The organism is [Clostridium] clostridioforme AGR2157, assembly GCF_000424325.1.
Classification (GTDB): domain Bacteria; phylum Bacillota; class Clostridia; order Lachnospirales; family Lachnospiraceae; genus Enterocloster; species Enterocloster clostridioformis_A.
The window spans coordinates 1-13,882 of record NZ_AUJR01000076.1 but is presented as its reverse complement, the minus strand read 5'-3'; the positions used below and the strand labels follow the sequence as shown (position 1 = coordinate 13,882).

Here is a 13,882-nt window from a genome sequence, read left to right as displayed (position 1 = left end):
ATCCCGATATAGTAGCAAGAGTAGTTGAGAACTATGGGCGCAACAGCCTGATTAAAAGGCTACAAGCGAACAAATGCGAGTGGTGCGGCGCAGAGAATGTACCGCTCGAAATACACCATGTACGAAAACTCAAAGATTTAAGTGGCAGAAAACAATGGGAAATCGCCATGATTGGGCGCAGGCGCAAGACAATGGCACTCTGTATTGACTGTCACGATAAGTTACACGCAGGGAAATTAGACTGACATCTGGAGAGCCGGATACATCGAGAGGTGTAAGTCCGGTTCGGAGGGGAGTTCTCGGAAACCTGCCATAGCGATATGGCAAGGCGCTGGGTTCTTACCCTACTGTATACCGCCATTGCACCCATTCCCCTTTCGACTTTTGCAGGGGAGCCGTCCCAATCGGTAGGGAAAAACTTCATCCGTTCCTATGCGGGAGTTTGTCTGGAGGGAGCGATCATTGCATTGGCCTGTATCATATTTTCAGTATTCACATCCAGTACACCTGCCGTGTCGGATACCAGCCTGTCAGCGGTGACGATTGTCTGGAATTATGTGGGCGAGCTGGTGTTTAATCTGCTGATCCTTGTAGGTGCGGTCAAAGCATCTGACCGGATCGTTAAGGAGATCATGGGATTGTAGGAGGATAAGGAAATGGATGAAATAAAAACATTGGGATTTGACTGGGAATTCGGGCATGAGGAATTGGCGCTTGAGGTGTCATCCTATGCAAACAACGGATGCCTCTATATCGGCCTTCATAACAAAACGGAAGAAGGCTTCGACCAATTTGGGAATCTGACAGTAAACCTGCCAATGAGCAGCATGATCCCGCTAGAACCCAATGAGGCATACATTGATCATTTTTTAAGCAAAGAGAATCTGAGATTTATTAAAAAGCATAAATTGGGTGTCGTTCTGCCGGAAATTGGATTCTCCGGTTACTGTGCCTATGCAAAAGTGGCTTTTGACATGGAGAGATTAAGGGAATTTGATCCAAAAGGAGTAGAAGGATATCTCCAGAGAAGAAAAGAGCAGGATGCCCCAAAGAAAGAAACGAAACCGAAGAAAAGAAAGCATGAACAGAAAGAAAGGTAGGAACGAATATGGAAGTAAAAATGAATAAGGAGATCCGGGATTACCAGGAATCTATGTTTTTTGGACTGAATTTCAGGCAGTGTGCATTTTCTGTGCTGGCAATCCTTGCGGCGGTGGCGATCTATTTTGGAACGAAAGGGCGTTTGCCCGATGAGATCCAGGGATGGCTGTGCATGCTTGGGGCCGCTCCGTTTGCCGCCTGTGGATTTTTCAAATATCACGGGATGACCGCAGAACAGTTTTTATGGGCATTTATAAAATCTGAAATCCTGTATCCGAAAAAGCTGAGTTTCCAACCGGAAAACCTTTACTATTCCTGCATGGAAGAAAGCATCCTTGCAGGGGAGCGTACCGGGGGTGACGGAACGGCCATCACCCGGAAGAAAGAGAATGTGGCGAAAAAGAAAAAGGTGAAGAAGAAAAAAGGAAGGGGGGATGCCTTTGATTAAAACACTGAGTCAGGCATTAAAAATGGATAAAGAGCGGTTTCGGGTGCCAAAGTCTGTCCAGCAGGCGGTTTCGATCCGCAGGATATGGCCGGACGGCATCTTTCAGGTGGGAAATAAATATTCAAAATCGTTCCGGTTTACGGATATCAATTATGCCATCGCAAGCAAAGCGGATAAAACGGAGATGTTCCTCGATTATTCGGAACTTTTGAATGCGCTGGATTCTGGTTCATCCGCCAAGATCACGCTGAATAACCGCAGGATCAATAAAGAGGAATTTGAGCATTCCCTGTTGATCCCGATGAAAGGGGATGGACTGGATCATTACCGCCAGGAATATAACGACATGCTATTGTCCAAAGTCAGCGGTACCAGCAACAGTATCTATCAGGAGCGGTACCTTACTGTCAGCATCCATAAAAAGAACGTGGATGAAGCGCGGACATACTTTGCGCGTGTGGGAACGGATATCGTAACCCATTTAGCAAAGCTGTCCTCGGTAGCAGAAGAACTGGATGCCGGGGAGCGGCTGCAGCTATTTCGTGATTTCTTTAAGATGGATGAGCCGTCTGCGTTTCCCTTTGACCTGAAAGCCTTTGCAAAGAAAGGGCATAGTTTTAAGGACTGGATCTGTCCTGAGAGCATGGAATTTCACAGCGACCACTTCCGGATCAATGGAAGATATGGGCGTGTGCTTTATATGCAGGATTACGCCAGTTATGTAAAAGACGATATGGTGTCAGAACTGTGTGATCTAAGCCGGGACCTGATGCTGTCTATTGACATTCTGCCAGTGCCGACTGATGAAGCGGTGCGTGAGATCCAGAACAAGCTACTTGGTGTGGAAACCAACGTAACGAACTGGCAGAGGCGGCAGAATGCCAATAATAACTTCTCTGCGGTGGTTCCTTATGACATGGAGCTTCAGAGAAAAGAGACAAAAGAAATGCTGGAGGATTTGACGACTAGGGACCAGCGGATGATGTTCGGGCTTCTGACGATGGTACATATGGCAGAAACCAAAGAGCAGTTGGATTCCGATACGGAGACACTTTTTTCTGTGGCAAGAAAACATCTCTGCCAGCTTTCCACCTTGAAGTGGCAGCAAGCGGACGGGCTGGATACAGTGCTTCCCTATGGGCTCCGGAAGATCAATGCCCTGCGTACCCTGACAACGGAATCCACAGCGGTGCTGATCCCATTCCATACACAGGAGATCATGCAGCCTGGGGGCATCTATTATGGGCAGAATGCGGTCAGCAAAAATATGCTGGTGGCAGACCGCAGAAGGCTTCTGAATGGAAACTCATTCCGTCTTGGCGTCAGCGGATCCGGTAAGAGTTTTTCCGCAAAGGAAGAGATCGTGGACCTGGCACTGTCCACAGAGGACGATATCCTGATCCTGGATCCGGAGTCAGAGTTCGGTTCCCTTGTAGAAGCATTAAACGGTGAAGTCATTAAAATCTCGGCTACATCGGATACCCATTTGAACGCCATGGACATGGATTCCGCATATGGAAATGACAAGAATCCGCTGATCGAGAAATCGGAATTCATCCTGTCCCTGTTCGAACAGCTCGTGGGTGCGGGTAATCTCTCAGCCAAAGAGAAATCCATCCTCGACCGCTGTACGGCAGATGTTTACCGGGATTATATCCGCAATGGGTATCAGGGGCAGGTGCCGACATTAAAGGATCTTTACCGACAGTTGATGCTCCAGCCGGAGGAAGAAGCCAGAGGGCTGGCATTGTCCTCAGAATTATTTATTAACGGAAGTTTAAATACCTTTGCACAGCCGACCAATGTCAATACCAAAAGCCGGATCATTGCGTATGACATCCGGGAGCTTGGCGAACAACTGATGCCCCTTGGCATGCTGGTCACTCTGGATTCCATTTTTAACCGTGTGATCCAGAACTGGAAGATGGGAAAGACAACCTGGATCTTTGCGGATGAGTTTTATCTGCTTTTCCGGTATGAGTACAGCGCCGACTTTTTCTATCGTCTGTATAAAAGAATCCGAAAGTATTCTGGCTTTGTGACCGGCCTGACGCAGAATGTGGAGGAACTCTTAAAATCTGATACCGCAAGGCTGATGTTAGCAAACAGTGAATTTTTGATTCTTTTGAATCAGGCAACGACTGACAGGGATGAACTGGCGAACCTTCTGAATATCTCGGATAACCAGTTATCGTATATCACGAATGTGGGCGCCGGCCATGGCCTGATCCGCTGTTCCGGCAATATCGTGCCATTTGAAAACAGCTTCCCGAAAAATACAGCGTTATACCGCTTGATGACGACCAAGCCAGGGGAGGCACAGGGGTTGAATCCATAAAAAAACATAAGGCGTTGATGCCAGGAAGGAGGAAGTATGGAGCAACAGGAAACAGCCAGCATCCGGTTTTATACAGCCGGATGCATGGAATTTGAAAACTATTCAGAGTGTTATGAGAATCTGACACTGGCACAGGCAGTGGATATCTATAAAAAAATACGGAAACGGAATGCCTGTAACATCCCCGGCATTGGGTTTGAATTGCAGGATCCGGCAATCCCGGATTATTCAGGGATACACTGGCCGCTTTTAGTGGCAGATCAGATCGATAAGGAATCCATTGACATGATTGCGGCCTATGCGAACCATCCGCTGGTACAAAAAGCGGTAAAGGAACTGGAGGGCTATTTGCCGAAGTTCCAGAAAGGGGAAAAGCACAGGAACACTCCAGAACGATAATCGGTTCCAGGATATGCGGATGGGAGGTGAGATATGAAGGATATCAAAACAAGAGAGCATGACCGGAAACCGAAGGTTTTGGAAAAGGCTTCCCGTATGCCAAAAGAGCTGGCGAAAGAAGCCGGGCTTGCGGCTAAGGAAAAATCTCTCCAGGGATCCAGAGTATCCGATGCAGCGGACCATCCGGATTCCCCGACCGGGTATGCTGGTGATAAAGTGGAAAGCGTACTGAAAAGAGGGGCAAAGGAAAGCGGCCGGACAGCCACAAAGGTTTCTTATGCCGCCGGAAAACAAGCAGCCCAAAAGACTTACCAGAATCTGCAAAAACGTACTGGAGCAGAAAGGGCGAAGAAAGAGATGGATGCGCATTCCGGGCAGGGATCGGAAGATGCCGTGGAAAAGGGACGGGTGCGTACAAAAGAAAGAGCCAGAAAAGATGCGGCCAGGAAAAAAGTACAGAACCAGTCTTTGGAGCATCAGGCAGAGAAAAATACCATGATCCAGGATTCCGGCAGGACGGGCAGAGGTCAGACCATCCGTACCAGGGAAAATGCCAGACGCACCGTGCGGGAACAGGCATCCAGGCAGCCACCAAAAGTAAAATCAGCAGACAGGCTGTCGGTGAAGAAAGCACCCCGGATCATAAAGTCTCAGACCGTGCCGGGAAGTACCATGCAAAAGATATCATCTGCACAGAGAAAGGCACAGGCGGCCAAGGCTGCAAAGCGGACTGCCATCCATAATATGCAGCGGGGCGCAAGACGGGCAGAACAGGCAGCATCCGCAGTGGTGCGGTTCAAACGTGCGGTGGAGGCTGCGGTAAAAGCCGTCCGGAATGGGCTTGTCGCATTGGCGGCCGGAGCTGGTTCCATGTTCATTGTACTGATCCTGATTGTTGGCGTCATTGGCGGTGTCTTTGCCTACAGTTCTTCACAGAGCAGCGCATCTTTAAGTGAGCAGGTACTGGCCTATACGGCAACGATCCAAAAGTATGCCAGCCAATATGGTATCCCGGAATATGTCCCTGTGATCCAGGCGATCATGATGCAGGAATCCGGAGGGAATGGAACAGATCCGATGCAGTCCAGTGAATGTCCTTACAATACACGGTATCCAAACAGCCCCGGAGCCATTGCAGATCCGGAATATTCCATAGAGGTTGGAGTGCAATATTATGCAGACTGTGTCCGGGAGGCTGGCTGCACCAGCCCGCAGGACATGGACAAGCTGAAACTGTCGCTGCAGGGATATAACTATGGAAACGGGTACATATCATGGGCGGTAAGAAATTACGGGGGATATAGTGAAGCCAATGCACTGCTGTTTTCCCAACAGCAGGCAGCCTCCCATGGATGGGCAAGGTATGGGGATCCGGAGTACGTTCCCCATGTGCTTCGCTATTATTCCGGAGGAAATCCGTTTGCAGCTTTGTTCGGAAACGAGCAGATCGTATCTGTAGCACTGACGCAGTTAGGGAATGTAGGTGGAGACAAGTTCTGGTCGTGGTATGGATTTGACAGTCATGTCAGTTGGTGCGCCTGCTTTGTTTCATGGTGTGCGGATCAGAGCGGCCTCATAGAGAGCGGTGCTGTTCCAAGATTTTCTCTCTGTACAGATGGAGTAGACTGGTTCCAGGGAAAAGGAAAATGGCAGGCTGCAGGAAGCAGCCCAACCGCAGGGATGATTATTTTCTTTGACTGGGATGGAGATGGCAAGTCCGACCATGTAGGTATTGTAGAAAAAAGCGAGGGCGGTAGAGTCTATACGGTGGAAGGAAATTCCGGAAATGCCGTAAAGCAGAACAACTATGATCTTAATTATTCCTGTATCATGGGATATGGGGTAGTGTCATATTAAACTGCAATATATAGGCAAGAATTAAAAACAAGGGGGAGACATGGCACTTTGCACGAACAGCAAGGTGTCATGTCTCTACAACATTCTCATTATTTTTTATATAGATAGGTATAGACATACTCTCTTACTGGCTTGCGTACCATAAATTGATACAATGCACCCTTGGCTGCCAGAGGGTGCATTTTTAACGATTACCCCAACTCAAAAAACGCCAGGGTGCATTTGCCTCGGATTTATGGTATTCTATTGTAAAACATAGTGATAAAATATGATTTTCAGGAAAGGCGAGGTATTGATTATGAGCAAGGTATTAGTAGCGTATTTCAGTGCCAGCGGCGTAACAGGAAACTGGCAGAACGGCATGCAGAGGCTATCGGAGCAGATTTACATGAGATTCAGCCAGAGGTTCCATACACGGATGCTGATCTGGACTGGATGGATAAAAAGAGCCGCAGCAGTGTGGAAATGAATGATAAGTCATTCCGTCCGGCTGTAGCAAACGATATGGGCATAAAGAAAAAGGGCGCGGCACTCTTGCTTGCCGCCACAATGGTTTTGGGCTTGGGGACAACGGCCTTTGCCGCTACAAATCTCGCAAATGTTGAAACTATAAGTGACAACATCATTGTTATCGGCAAGGACGCCGAAAAAGAGGCTGACGGCATTGCGAAGATCAGCTTGGATATGGGTAATACGTGGATTTCTGAAAGTGAATACCTTTCCTCTGATGAAAAATCCGTGGATTACTGGACGTATGAAGAATATAAATCCCATGCTGAAATAGTAGAAAGCGGTCTTGTAAAAATGCTTGCTGTCGGAGAGCCGGATTTGACCGAAGCAGACATTTACGCTTGGCAGGAGCACGCCGCGCAAATGTTGGCGTTCATTGAAGCCGGAGGTAAGGTTTCAAAAAACTCTACCGAAGCAGACAGCGAAATTATGATTTCTGGTTTTGACAGTTGTGTTGTTGAAACTATGACAGAAAAAAAGTAACTATGCGGTTATATGTGCAGTTTTGCAGTTGCTCATGCTACTATTTTCAACCGCTTATGTTAGATAGCCTGTTTTGAAAATTTATTGGCATGGTTTAACGACGGTGTTGAGAGTTGTACTCAAAGTCGCCGTTTCTATATCCTCAAAATAATATTCCCAAAAAGATACGGCGGCTAAAAGGAGGTAGCCGCCATGATGTATAAGGCGTATCGACAAAGTACGACCATTTCTTACTTATCAAAAAAAAGCCTGACCGCCGCCGGGTATCTTTCTACCTAAGAATACGAATTATCAAAGCATCTAAATACTTCTTACAATTCCTTTCGCCTTTCTCCTTGAATATGTCTATACAATTCCATTGATTAGCCAGAATAATTCATAATTATAGCCTTGCTATTATTCGGCGTACCGTATATAATTATACTGATAGATTTTGCAGAAAGGACGGGTGGATTATGGAATATATGTCTTGCGCCGAAGCTGCGGCTAAATGGGGCATTTCAGAAAGACGGGTACAAAAACTTTGTGAGGGGAACCGCATACCGGGTGTTTCAAAATTTGGAAGTGTATGGCTGATACCAAAGAAAGCGGAAAAGCCTGCTGACGCGAGAAGAAAGGAGTTTAAGCATTGAATAACCTATTACTTCTGGAAGATGATATTGGCTTAATAGACGGCTTACAATACTCTCTAAATAAAAATGGATTTCATGTTGATATTGCCCGTACTGTTGAGGAAGCAAAAATTTGTTTAAGAGAAATAAATAAGTATGATTTGCTTATTCTTGACGTTACGCTTCCAGACGGAACGGGATTTGATGTCTGTGAAAAAGTTAGAAAGCAAAATGCGCAAATCCCGATTATCTTCCTTACTGCGTCTGATGAAGAAGTTAATGTAATTCGTGGTTTGGATTGCGGCGGGGACGATTATGTTACGAAGCCTTTTAAATTAGGAGAATTATGTTCCCGTATTCGTGCCTTACTGCGTCGTGCGGGGATATCTGCACAAGATAAAACAAACACTCTGGAGTGTGGCGATATTTCTATTGACCTGTTAGCAAGCCGTGTATTATTGAATAACAGATTATTAGAATTGACAAATGCAGAATATCGCTTACTTTGTCTGTTAGTACGCAACGCAAACCGTGTTGTTTCGAGAGATATTATCCTAAATGATTTGTGGGACGGGACAGGAAATTTTGTTGACGATAATACCTTATCTGTTTATATTCGTCGGCTCCGTGAAAAAGTTGAAACTGACGCTTCCCACCCGCAGCACTTAATCACGGTTCGCGGATTTGGTTATCAATGGAAGGAAGTGGACGCATGAGCATATTCCGTGATAGACAAGTTAAGTTTTTTTCTTTTTTCATTGCCGTATACATTGTTCTGATTTTTGGCACGGGCACATGGCTTTGTCAAACTCAAATAGCTACTGCGAAATCTATGTATCTGGAACATGACAGGGCTGTTGTATCTGCTCTATTGGAACAGGGAGTTTCAAAAGAAGTGATTGCAAATGCTGTTTCTTCCACAGATACAAGTGCCGCAGGGGTAGAATTTTTAAGTAGTTTAGGAATTAACCAAAATACACTTAATAGCCTATTGCCGCATTTCTCCCAATTTCAACATCATTTTTTGCTTATGGTATTGGGAGGGTGCATTTTCCTAACACTAATTCTTGGCATTGGAATTATTTTTTTCCTGCGGATTAGGAACGGGCTTTATCAGCAAGCAGAAAAAATCATAGATAATTATATTAACAATGACTATTCCTGCCATTTGCCGCAAGACAGCGAGGGGGAAATCTTTCATTTATTTGCTTCTGTTGAACAGCTTGCTACTATGCTTCAAGCCAAAAACGAAACAGAGCATAAAACAAAGGAATTTCTGAAAAGTACAATTTCGGATATTTCACATCAGCTAAAAACTCCATTAGCAGCTTTAATGATGTATCAGGAAATCATAGAAGCCGAGCCGGATAATGCTGAAACGGTAAAGGAATTTTCACAAAAAATCGGAACTGCCTTAAAACGAATAGAACAGCTTATTTTGTCTATGCTGAAAATCACACGTTTAGACACTGGAAATATTCTTTTTGAAAAGCAATCATATTTCATACAGGAATTGATTAAAAACGCGATCAGCGAGCTTACGACAAGGGCTACACAGGAAAGAAAACAGATTATTGTAAATGGAACACCTAATCAAACAGTCATTTGCGATATGGACTGGACAAGTGAAGCGATTGGAAACCTTGTAAAAAATGCTTTAGACCATACAAAAGCGGGAGGAATAATTAGAATTACTTGGGAAAGTACACCAACTATGTTACGGATTTTAGTTTCCGATAACGGAAGCGGGATTGCCCCGGAAGATATACACCATATTTTCAAACGCTTTTACCGCAGCAAATACTCTCTCAATACACCGGGAGTTGGATTAGGACTACCTCTTGCAAAATCTATCATAGAGGGACAAGGAGGGCTTATTTCCGTTCAAAGTATTTTACATGAGGGAACCACCTTTTCAGTTTCTTTCCTTACGAAATCGTAAGGTTAAATTCACTGGATTGTAAGCTGCCCCTGCTATCCTTTGAGAAAAGGAGGTTATTATTATATGGAAATTTTAAGAGTTGAAAACTTGTGCAAAACTTATGGTAAAGGCGAAGCAAAAGTAAACGCCTTGAAAAATGTGTCTTTCTCCCTTGAAAAAGGGGAATTTGCCGCCGTTGTAGGTGAGTCCGGTTCTGGAAAAAGCACTCTGCTTAATTGTATTGGTGCTTTAGATGCGCCGACTTCCGGTTCCATTTTTATTGACGGGCAAAACCTGTTTTCTATGAAAGAGGACAAACGGACGATTTTCAGACGACGCAATATTGGATTTATCTTTCAGTCTTTTCAGCTTGTATCGGAACTGGACGTAGAACAAAATATTATGTTTCCTCTGCTGTTGGACTACCGTAAACCAGACCCACACAGAGTAAATGAAATCCTTAGTCTGCTTGGGCTTACTGAACGCCGTCACCATTTACCGAGCCAGTTATCCGGGGGACAGCAGCAACGAGTAGCGATTGGGAGGGCATTGATAACACAGCCAAAACTTATTTTAGCGGACGAACCGACAGGAAACCTTGACAGCAAAAATAGCCAGGACGTTATTGATATGCTTACCAGTGCTTCAAGACGTTTCCAGCAAACTATTTTGATGATTACGCACAATAATAATTTAACTGCTTCGGTTGACAGGGTATTTCGTGTAAGCGACGGTATTCTTACAGATTTGGGAGGGATAGCTAATGAAACATTATCTTAAACTTGTTCCTATATCTGCAAAAATCCACCGCAAGCAAAGCAAAATGACCCGTATTTGTATTACCCTTGCGGTACTTTTGGTTGCCGTCATGTTTGGGCTTGCCGATATGTATTTACAGGGGGTAACACAACATCAGATGGAAGAAAGCGGAAATTGGCATTATGAGTTTTATTCTATTGATACGCAAACGGCTTCCTTTATTTCAGCACGTCCAGAGATAGAGGTTGCCGGGTGGCACAATACGGTTTCTTCCGAAGCAGGATATTCTATAAAAGAACAGCCTATTGCAATCAGCGCACAAAATAAAAGCGTTTTTGAAAATATATTTCTGAATGGAATTACGGAGGGAGAATATCCAGACACGCCAAACGAGATAGCCATATCTTCTTCACTAAAAAATACTGCCTCTGTTTCATTGAATGGAACGGTTGAATTATATAAACCAGACGGAAGTGCAGCGGATTATCTGGTAGTTGGATTTTTAGATGATACAGAAACCTCTCGCTTAATTTCCGACGATATGCCGATTGCAGTAATGACACCAGAGGGATTGGGGACGCTTGCTGTTCCTAATGCTAATGAAAGTTATGTTGTTCAATTTTCACGTTTATGCAATATACCGGACACAATCAATGATGTAAAGGCAAGCAATAATCTGTCTGATGAACAGATAACCGGGAATATCCCTCTTTTGAGTATACAAGGACAAATAGAGGGAAAAACAGGTGTAAATCAGATTTATCAAGTAGCTTTTATTCTTTCTGTTATCGTTATGCTGACCTGTATTCTGATGATTTCAAGTAGTTTGAATAGTAATGTCGCAGAACGGACGGAATTTTTTGGTATGCTCCGGTGTTTAGGCGCAACAAAACGGCAGATAATGCGATTTGTACGTTTAGAGGGATTGTATTGGTGCAAAACAGCTATTCCTATTGGAATTATATTCTCCATAGTGATTGTCTGGATTTTGTCGGCTGCTATGCGGGTGATAAATTCTCAATGGTTTTCATCTATGCCGATTTTGGGGATCAGTTGGATAAGTATAATTGCAAGTATTCTGTTAGGACTTCTGACTGTTTTATTGGCTGCACGTTCTCCGGCAAAGAGAGCAGCAAAAGTTTCCCCGCTTACTGCTGTATCGGGAAATGCCGAGCAAACAGCTTCATTCCGTAAAGCTGCTAATACAAAGACCTTTAAAATTGAAACTGCATTGGGTATTCATCACGCAAAAGCAAAGAAAAGGAATTATATTTTAATGACAGGGGCATTTGCTGTCTGCATTACGTTGTTTCTTTCATTCAGTACCCTTGTTGATTTTATGAAAAATGCTTTTGTTCCCCCAGTATATACGCCGGAATTATCCATAGTAAGCGAAACTAATACTTGTTCGATTGACAATGAACTGTTAGAGCAAATAACGCAAAATGATGTTGTCAAACGGGCATACGGACGTATGTTTGCTTATAATGTTCCGGTAGAATATAGCGGGAAAAGCCATAATGCAAATCTTATTTCCTATGAGGAAAATCAATTTAAGTGGGCGGCAGACACTTTAGTAGCCGGTTCCATAGAAACAGTCATGCAACAGGAAAATCAAGTATTATTTGTTCAGACGGGAAATGCTGATGTGCAAGTTGGCGACAATATAACCTTGTCTATCAATGATAGTACGCAGACCGTTACAGTTGCAGGGATTTTATCTGATAGTCCTTTAGCCCGTGTGGAGGGTACGGAAACCTTTTTCTGTTCAGAAAAAACCTTTACCGCACTGACAGGAGAAAAAGGCTATACGATTATAGATATTCAGTTTGAAAACAACGCTTCCAGTGAAGATGTAAAAGCAATCGAAAATTTATTTACTGATGGCGGTGTAATATTTTCAGATAGTCTTTCGCAAGTTCAGCAGCAAAGAAATCTGTACCATACTTTTGCCGTCCTTGTTTATGGTTTCCTTTCTATTATCGTTGCGATTACCATATTCCATATTATGAATACAATCAATATGGGGGTTGCAGCAAAAATGAAAGAATACGGAGGTATGCGGGCGATTGGAATGAGTGACCGTCAACTTATAAAAATGATAGTTACCGAAGCAGGAACCTATGCGATAAACGGGGTTATTGGGGGCTGTATCATTGGGCTTCCTATGCACTGGGTTATTTATGTAAGTCTAATAACAAATATTTGGGGAACTGCATGGAGTGTACCTTTTATTCCTCTTATACTCATCATCGCCATTGTTTTATTTACTTCCCTTTTGGCGGTTCGGGGGCCTGCAAAACGGTTACAAAGAATGTCTATCATTGAAAATATCAGCGCACAATAATCTTTCATAATCTCTTGAGAGGGTAGCTTCAAAAACTACCCTCTCTTTTTCTACCTTACAAATCCGTAAGCTAAAATTCATCTTAAAGTAAGCTGACATTGATAAAATAAAGTAAAGCAAAATGTTTGCTCATTATCTGCCGCATGACGGCAAAAGAAAAAAGCCGTCATAGTACGGAGATTACACTCCCAGGTTGTTGGCTCTGCTCCATTTTGGCATATTCTGCCATATATACTGGCAGAAATCCCATGTTACCAGTTGGTTTACATGGATTTTGAAGGGTGTTTCTTTCATCTGGTTGCAGGATATTTTATAATCAGCCTATCCTATAGGAATCAAATCAGAAAAGGTGGTTGATAATTATGGTGGAATTTGGAGAGAAACTAAAAAGGGCAAGAGAGGAAAAAGGGATGACGCAGCAGACTTTGTCGGAGTATCTCTATGTTACCCGGCAGGCTGTGTCATGGTGGGAAGGTGGTGAGAGGTATCCGATCTCCTGACTGCTAAGAAATTATCGGAGGTATTGGAAGTATCTCTGGATGAGCTGCTGTCCGGCGAGGAAATGAAAAAATGTGTGGAGAAGAATCCAATCGTGGAATCGCCCGTTATAGGAAGGGTGAAGTCGACGCTGTATACTTTTGCAGGAGTGGCATATCTGCTTATGAGTGTATTGGCAATCCGTTTTCTTATGCCAGAGTTTACAGGGGTGAATCTACAGATGATGGGATATGGAGTTTCCTATTTATTTTTATTAGGGTATCTGATGATTACGTGTTGTTGACCTCATAAATTATCAAAATACTGATTTACTTGCCTGTCTCTGAATTGACCTGTATACTGTCATCAGCATACAAAAAGGAAAAGGTCTCAGAGAACCCTCCTGGAAAGTTGTGTACTCTGAGACCCTGGTCACTAACCATGGTTATTATATCAGATTATTCACTTGTCCTCAAGGAGGAGTTTGTGTTTTTTGTTGAGAGCAGTGTGACCACCCATATGTGCCCGATCTGTCAGGCTACGCTTTCCTACCGGGATTCCCGTCCACGTATCCGCAAAAAAGAAGGCGGTGTGAAGGAGCAGTTAATCATCCGACGGTTTCATTGTAAGA

At 44.0% G+C, this 13,882-nt stretch carries 13 protein-coding genes and 3 pseudogenes; all 16 read left to right on the top strand.

Annotated elements, in window-relative coordinates:
• Positions 1 to 245, top strand: a pseudogene (locus G614_RS30625) (group II intron reverse transcriptase/maturase); the annotation flags it as partial.
• Positions 246 to 347: 102 nt separating this feature from the next.
• Positions 348 to 644, top strand: a pseudogene (locus tag G614_RS0122055) (hypothetical protein); the annotation flags it as partial.
• A gap of 12 nt (positions 645 to 656) precedes the next feature.
• Positions 657 to 1,100 (top strand): DUF4313 domain-containing protein, encoded by a 444-nt coding sequence (locus G614_RS0122050; RefSeq protein WP_027643658.1) that lies wholly within the window; start codon positions 657 to 659, stop codon positions 1,098 to 1,100.
• An 8-nt stretch (positions 1,101 to 1,108) separates the two neighbouring features.
• Entirely contained in the window at positions 1,109 to 1,549 is a 441-nt protein-coding gene (locus G614_RS0122045; RefSeq protein ID WP_027643657.1) for a PrgI family protein, read from the top strand.
• Positions 1,536 to 3,887: a VirB4-like conjugal transfer ATPase, CD1110 family gene (locus G614_RS0122040; RefSeq protein WP_027643656.1), complete on the top strand. Its 2,352-nt coding sequence runs from the start codon at positions 1,536 to 1,538 to the stop codon at positions 3,885 to 3,887. Before G614_RS0122045 ends, G614_RS0122040 begins: the two co-directional genes overlap by 14 nt.
• A 36-nt stretch (positions 3,888 to 3,923) precedes the next feature.
• Complete coding sequence (locus G614_RS0122035) at positions 3,924 to 4,286, top strand: hypothetical protein (protein ID WP_027643655.1); 363 nt, start codon at positions 3,924 to 3,926, stop codon at positions 4,284 to 4,286.
• A gap of 33 nt (positions 4,287 to 4,319) precedes the next feature.
• Positions 4,320 to 6,143, top strand: a complete 1,824-nt coding sequence (locus G614_RS0122030; protein WP_027643654.1) for a lysozyme family protein — start codon at positions 4,320 to 4,322, stop codon at positions 6,141 to 6,143.
• 298 nt (positions 6,144 to 6,441) lie between these two features.
• Positions 6,442 to 6,641 (top strand): annotated as a pseudogene (locus G614_RS34715) (flavodoxin); the annotation flags it as partial.
• Between the two features lie 950 nt (positions 6,642 to 7,591).
• Positions 7,592 to 7,768 (top strand): helix-turn-helix domain-containing protein, encoded by a 177-nt coding sequence (locus G614_RS33080; protein WP_027643652.1) that lies wholly within the window; start codon positions 7,592 to 7,594, stop codon positions 7,766 to 7,768.
• The gene (locus G614_RS0122010; protein WP_027643651.1) at positions 7,765 to 8,463 is read left to right on the top strand and encodes a response regulator transcription factor; all 699 of its coding nucleotides are present in this window, start codon (positions 7,765 to 7,767) and stop codon (positions 8,461 to 8,463) included. Before G614_RS33080 ends, G614_RS0122010 begins: the two co-directional genes overlap by 4 nt.
• Positions 8,460 to 9,689: a sensor histidine kinase gene (locus G614_RS0122005; RefSeq protein WP_027643650.1), complete on the top strand. Its 1,230-nt coding sequence runs from the start codon at positions 8,460 to 8,462 to the stop codon at positions 9,687 to 9,689. The genes G614_RS0122010 and G614_RS0122005 overlap by 4 nt, the downstream gene beginning before the upstream one ends.
• Positions 9,690 to 9,752: 63 nt before the next feature.
• Complete coding sequence (locus G614_RS0122000; RefSeq protein WP_027643649.1) at positions 9,753 to 10,448, top strand: ABC transporter ATP-binding protein; 696 nt, start codon at positions 9,753 to 9,755, stop codon at positions 10,446 to 10,448.
• The gene (locus G614_RS0121995) at positions 10,432 to 12,774 is read left to right on the top strand and encodes an ABC transporter permease (protein ID WP_027643648.1); all 2,343 of its coding nucleotides are present in this window, start codon (positions 10,432 to 10,434) and stop codon (positions 12,772 to 12,774) included. Before G614_RS0122000 ends, G614_RS0121995 begins: the two co-directional genes overlap by 17 nt.
• A gap of 362 nt (positions 12,775 to 13,136) precedes the next feature.
• Positions 13,137 to 13,274 (top strand): helix-turn-helix domain-containing protein, encoded by a 138-nt coding sequence (locus tag G614_RS29410; RefSeq protein WP_027643647.1) that lies wholly within the window; start codon positions 13,137 to 13,139, stop codon positions 13,272 to 13,274.
• A 23-nt stretch (positions 13,275 to 13,297) separates the two neighbouring features.
• A complete protein-coding gene (locus G614_RS29405) occupies positions 13,298 to 13,555 on the top strand; it encodes a hypothetical protein (protein WP_027643646.1) in 258 nt (85 codons plus the stop codon).
• A gap of 137 nt (positions 13,556 to 13,692) precedes the next feature.
• Positions 13,693 to 13,882 (top strand): DUF6431 domain-containing protein (locus tag G614_RS35165; RefSeq protein ID WP_044918564.1); only part of this gene is annotated, 190 nt, incomplete at its 3' end.

What these genes read in the sequence shown, in the direction of transcription:
- G614_RS0122050 (WP_027643658.1), top strand. Translation starts at nt 657, where the DNA reads ATGGATGAAATAAAAACATTGGGATTTGACTGGGAATTCGGGCATGAG.
- G614_RS0122045 (WP_027643657.1), top strand. Translation starts at nt 1,109, where the DNA reads ATGGAAGTAAAAATGAATAAGGAGATCCGGGATTACCAGGAATCTATG.
- G614_RS0122040 (WP_027643656.1), top strand. Translation starts at nt 1,536, where the DNA reads ATGCCTTTGATTAAAACACTGAGTCAGGCATTAAAAATGGATAAAGAG.
- G614_RS0122035 (WP_027643655.1), top strand. Translation starts at nt 3,924, where the DNA reads ATGGAGCAACAGGAAACAGCCAGCATCCGGTTTTATACAGCCGGATGC.
- G614_RS0122030 (WP_027643654.1), top strand. Translation starts at nt 4,320, where the DNA reads ATGAAGGATATCAAAACAAGAGAGCATGACCGGAAACCGAAGGTTTTG.
- G614_RS33080 (WP_027643652.1), top strand. Translation starts at nt 7,592, where the DNA reads ATGGAATATATGTCTTGCGCCGAAGCTGCGGCTAAATGGGGCATTTCA.
- G614_RS0122005 (WP_027643650.1), top strand. Translation starts at nt 8,460, where the DNA reads ATGAGCATATTCCGTGATAGACAAGTTAAGTTTTTTTCTTTTTTCATT.
- G614_RS0122000 (WP_027643649.1), top strand. Translation starts at nt 9,753, where the DNA reads ATGGAAATTTTAAGAGTTGAAAACTTGTGCAAAACTTATGGTAAAGGC.
- G614_RS0121995 (WP_027643648.1), top strand. Translation starts at nt 10,432, where the DNA reads ATGAAACATTATCTTAAACTTGTTCCTATATCTGCAAAAATCCACCGC.
- G614_RS29410 (WP_027643647.1), top strand. Translation starts at nt 13,137, where the DNA reads ATGGTGGAATTTGGAGAGAAACTAAAAAGGGCAAGAGAGGAAAAAGGG.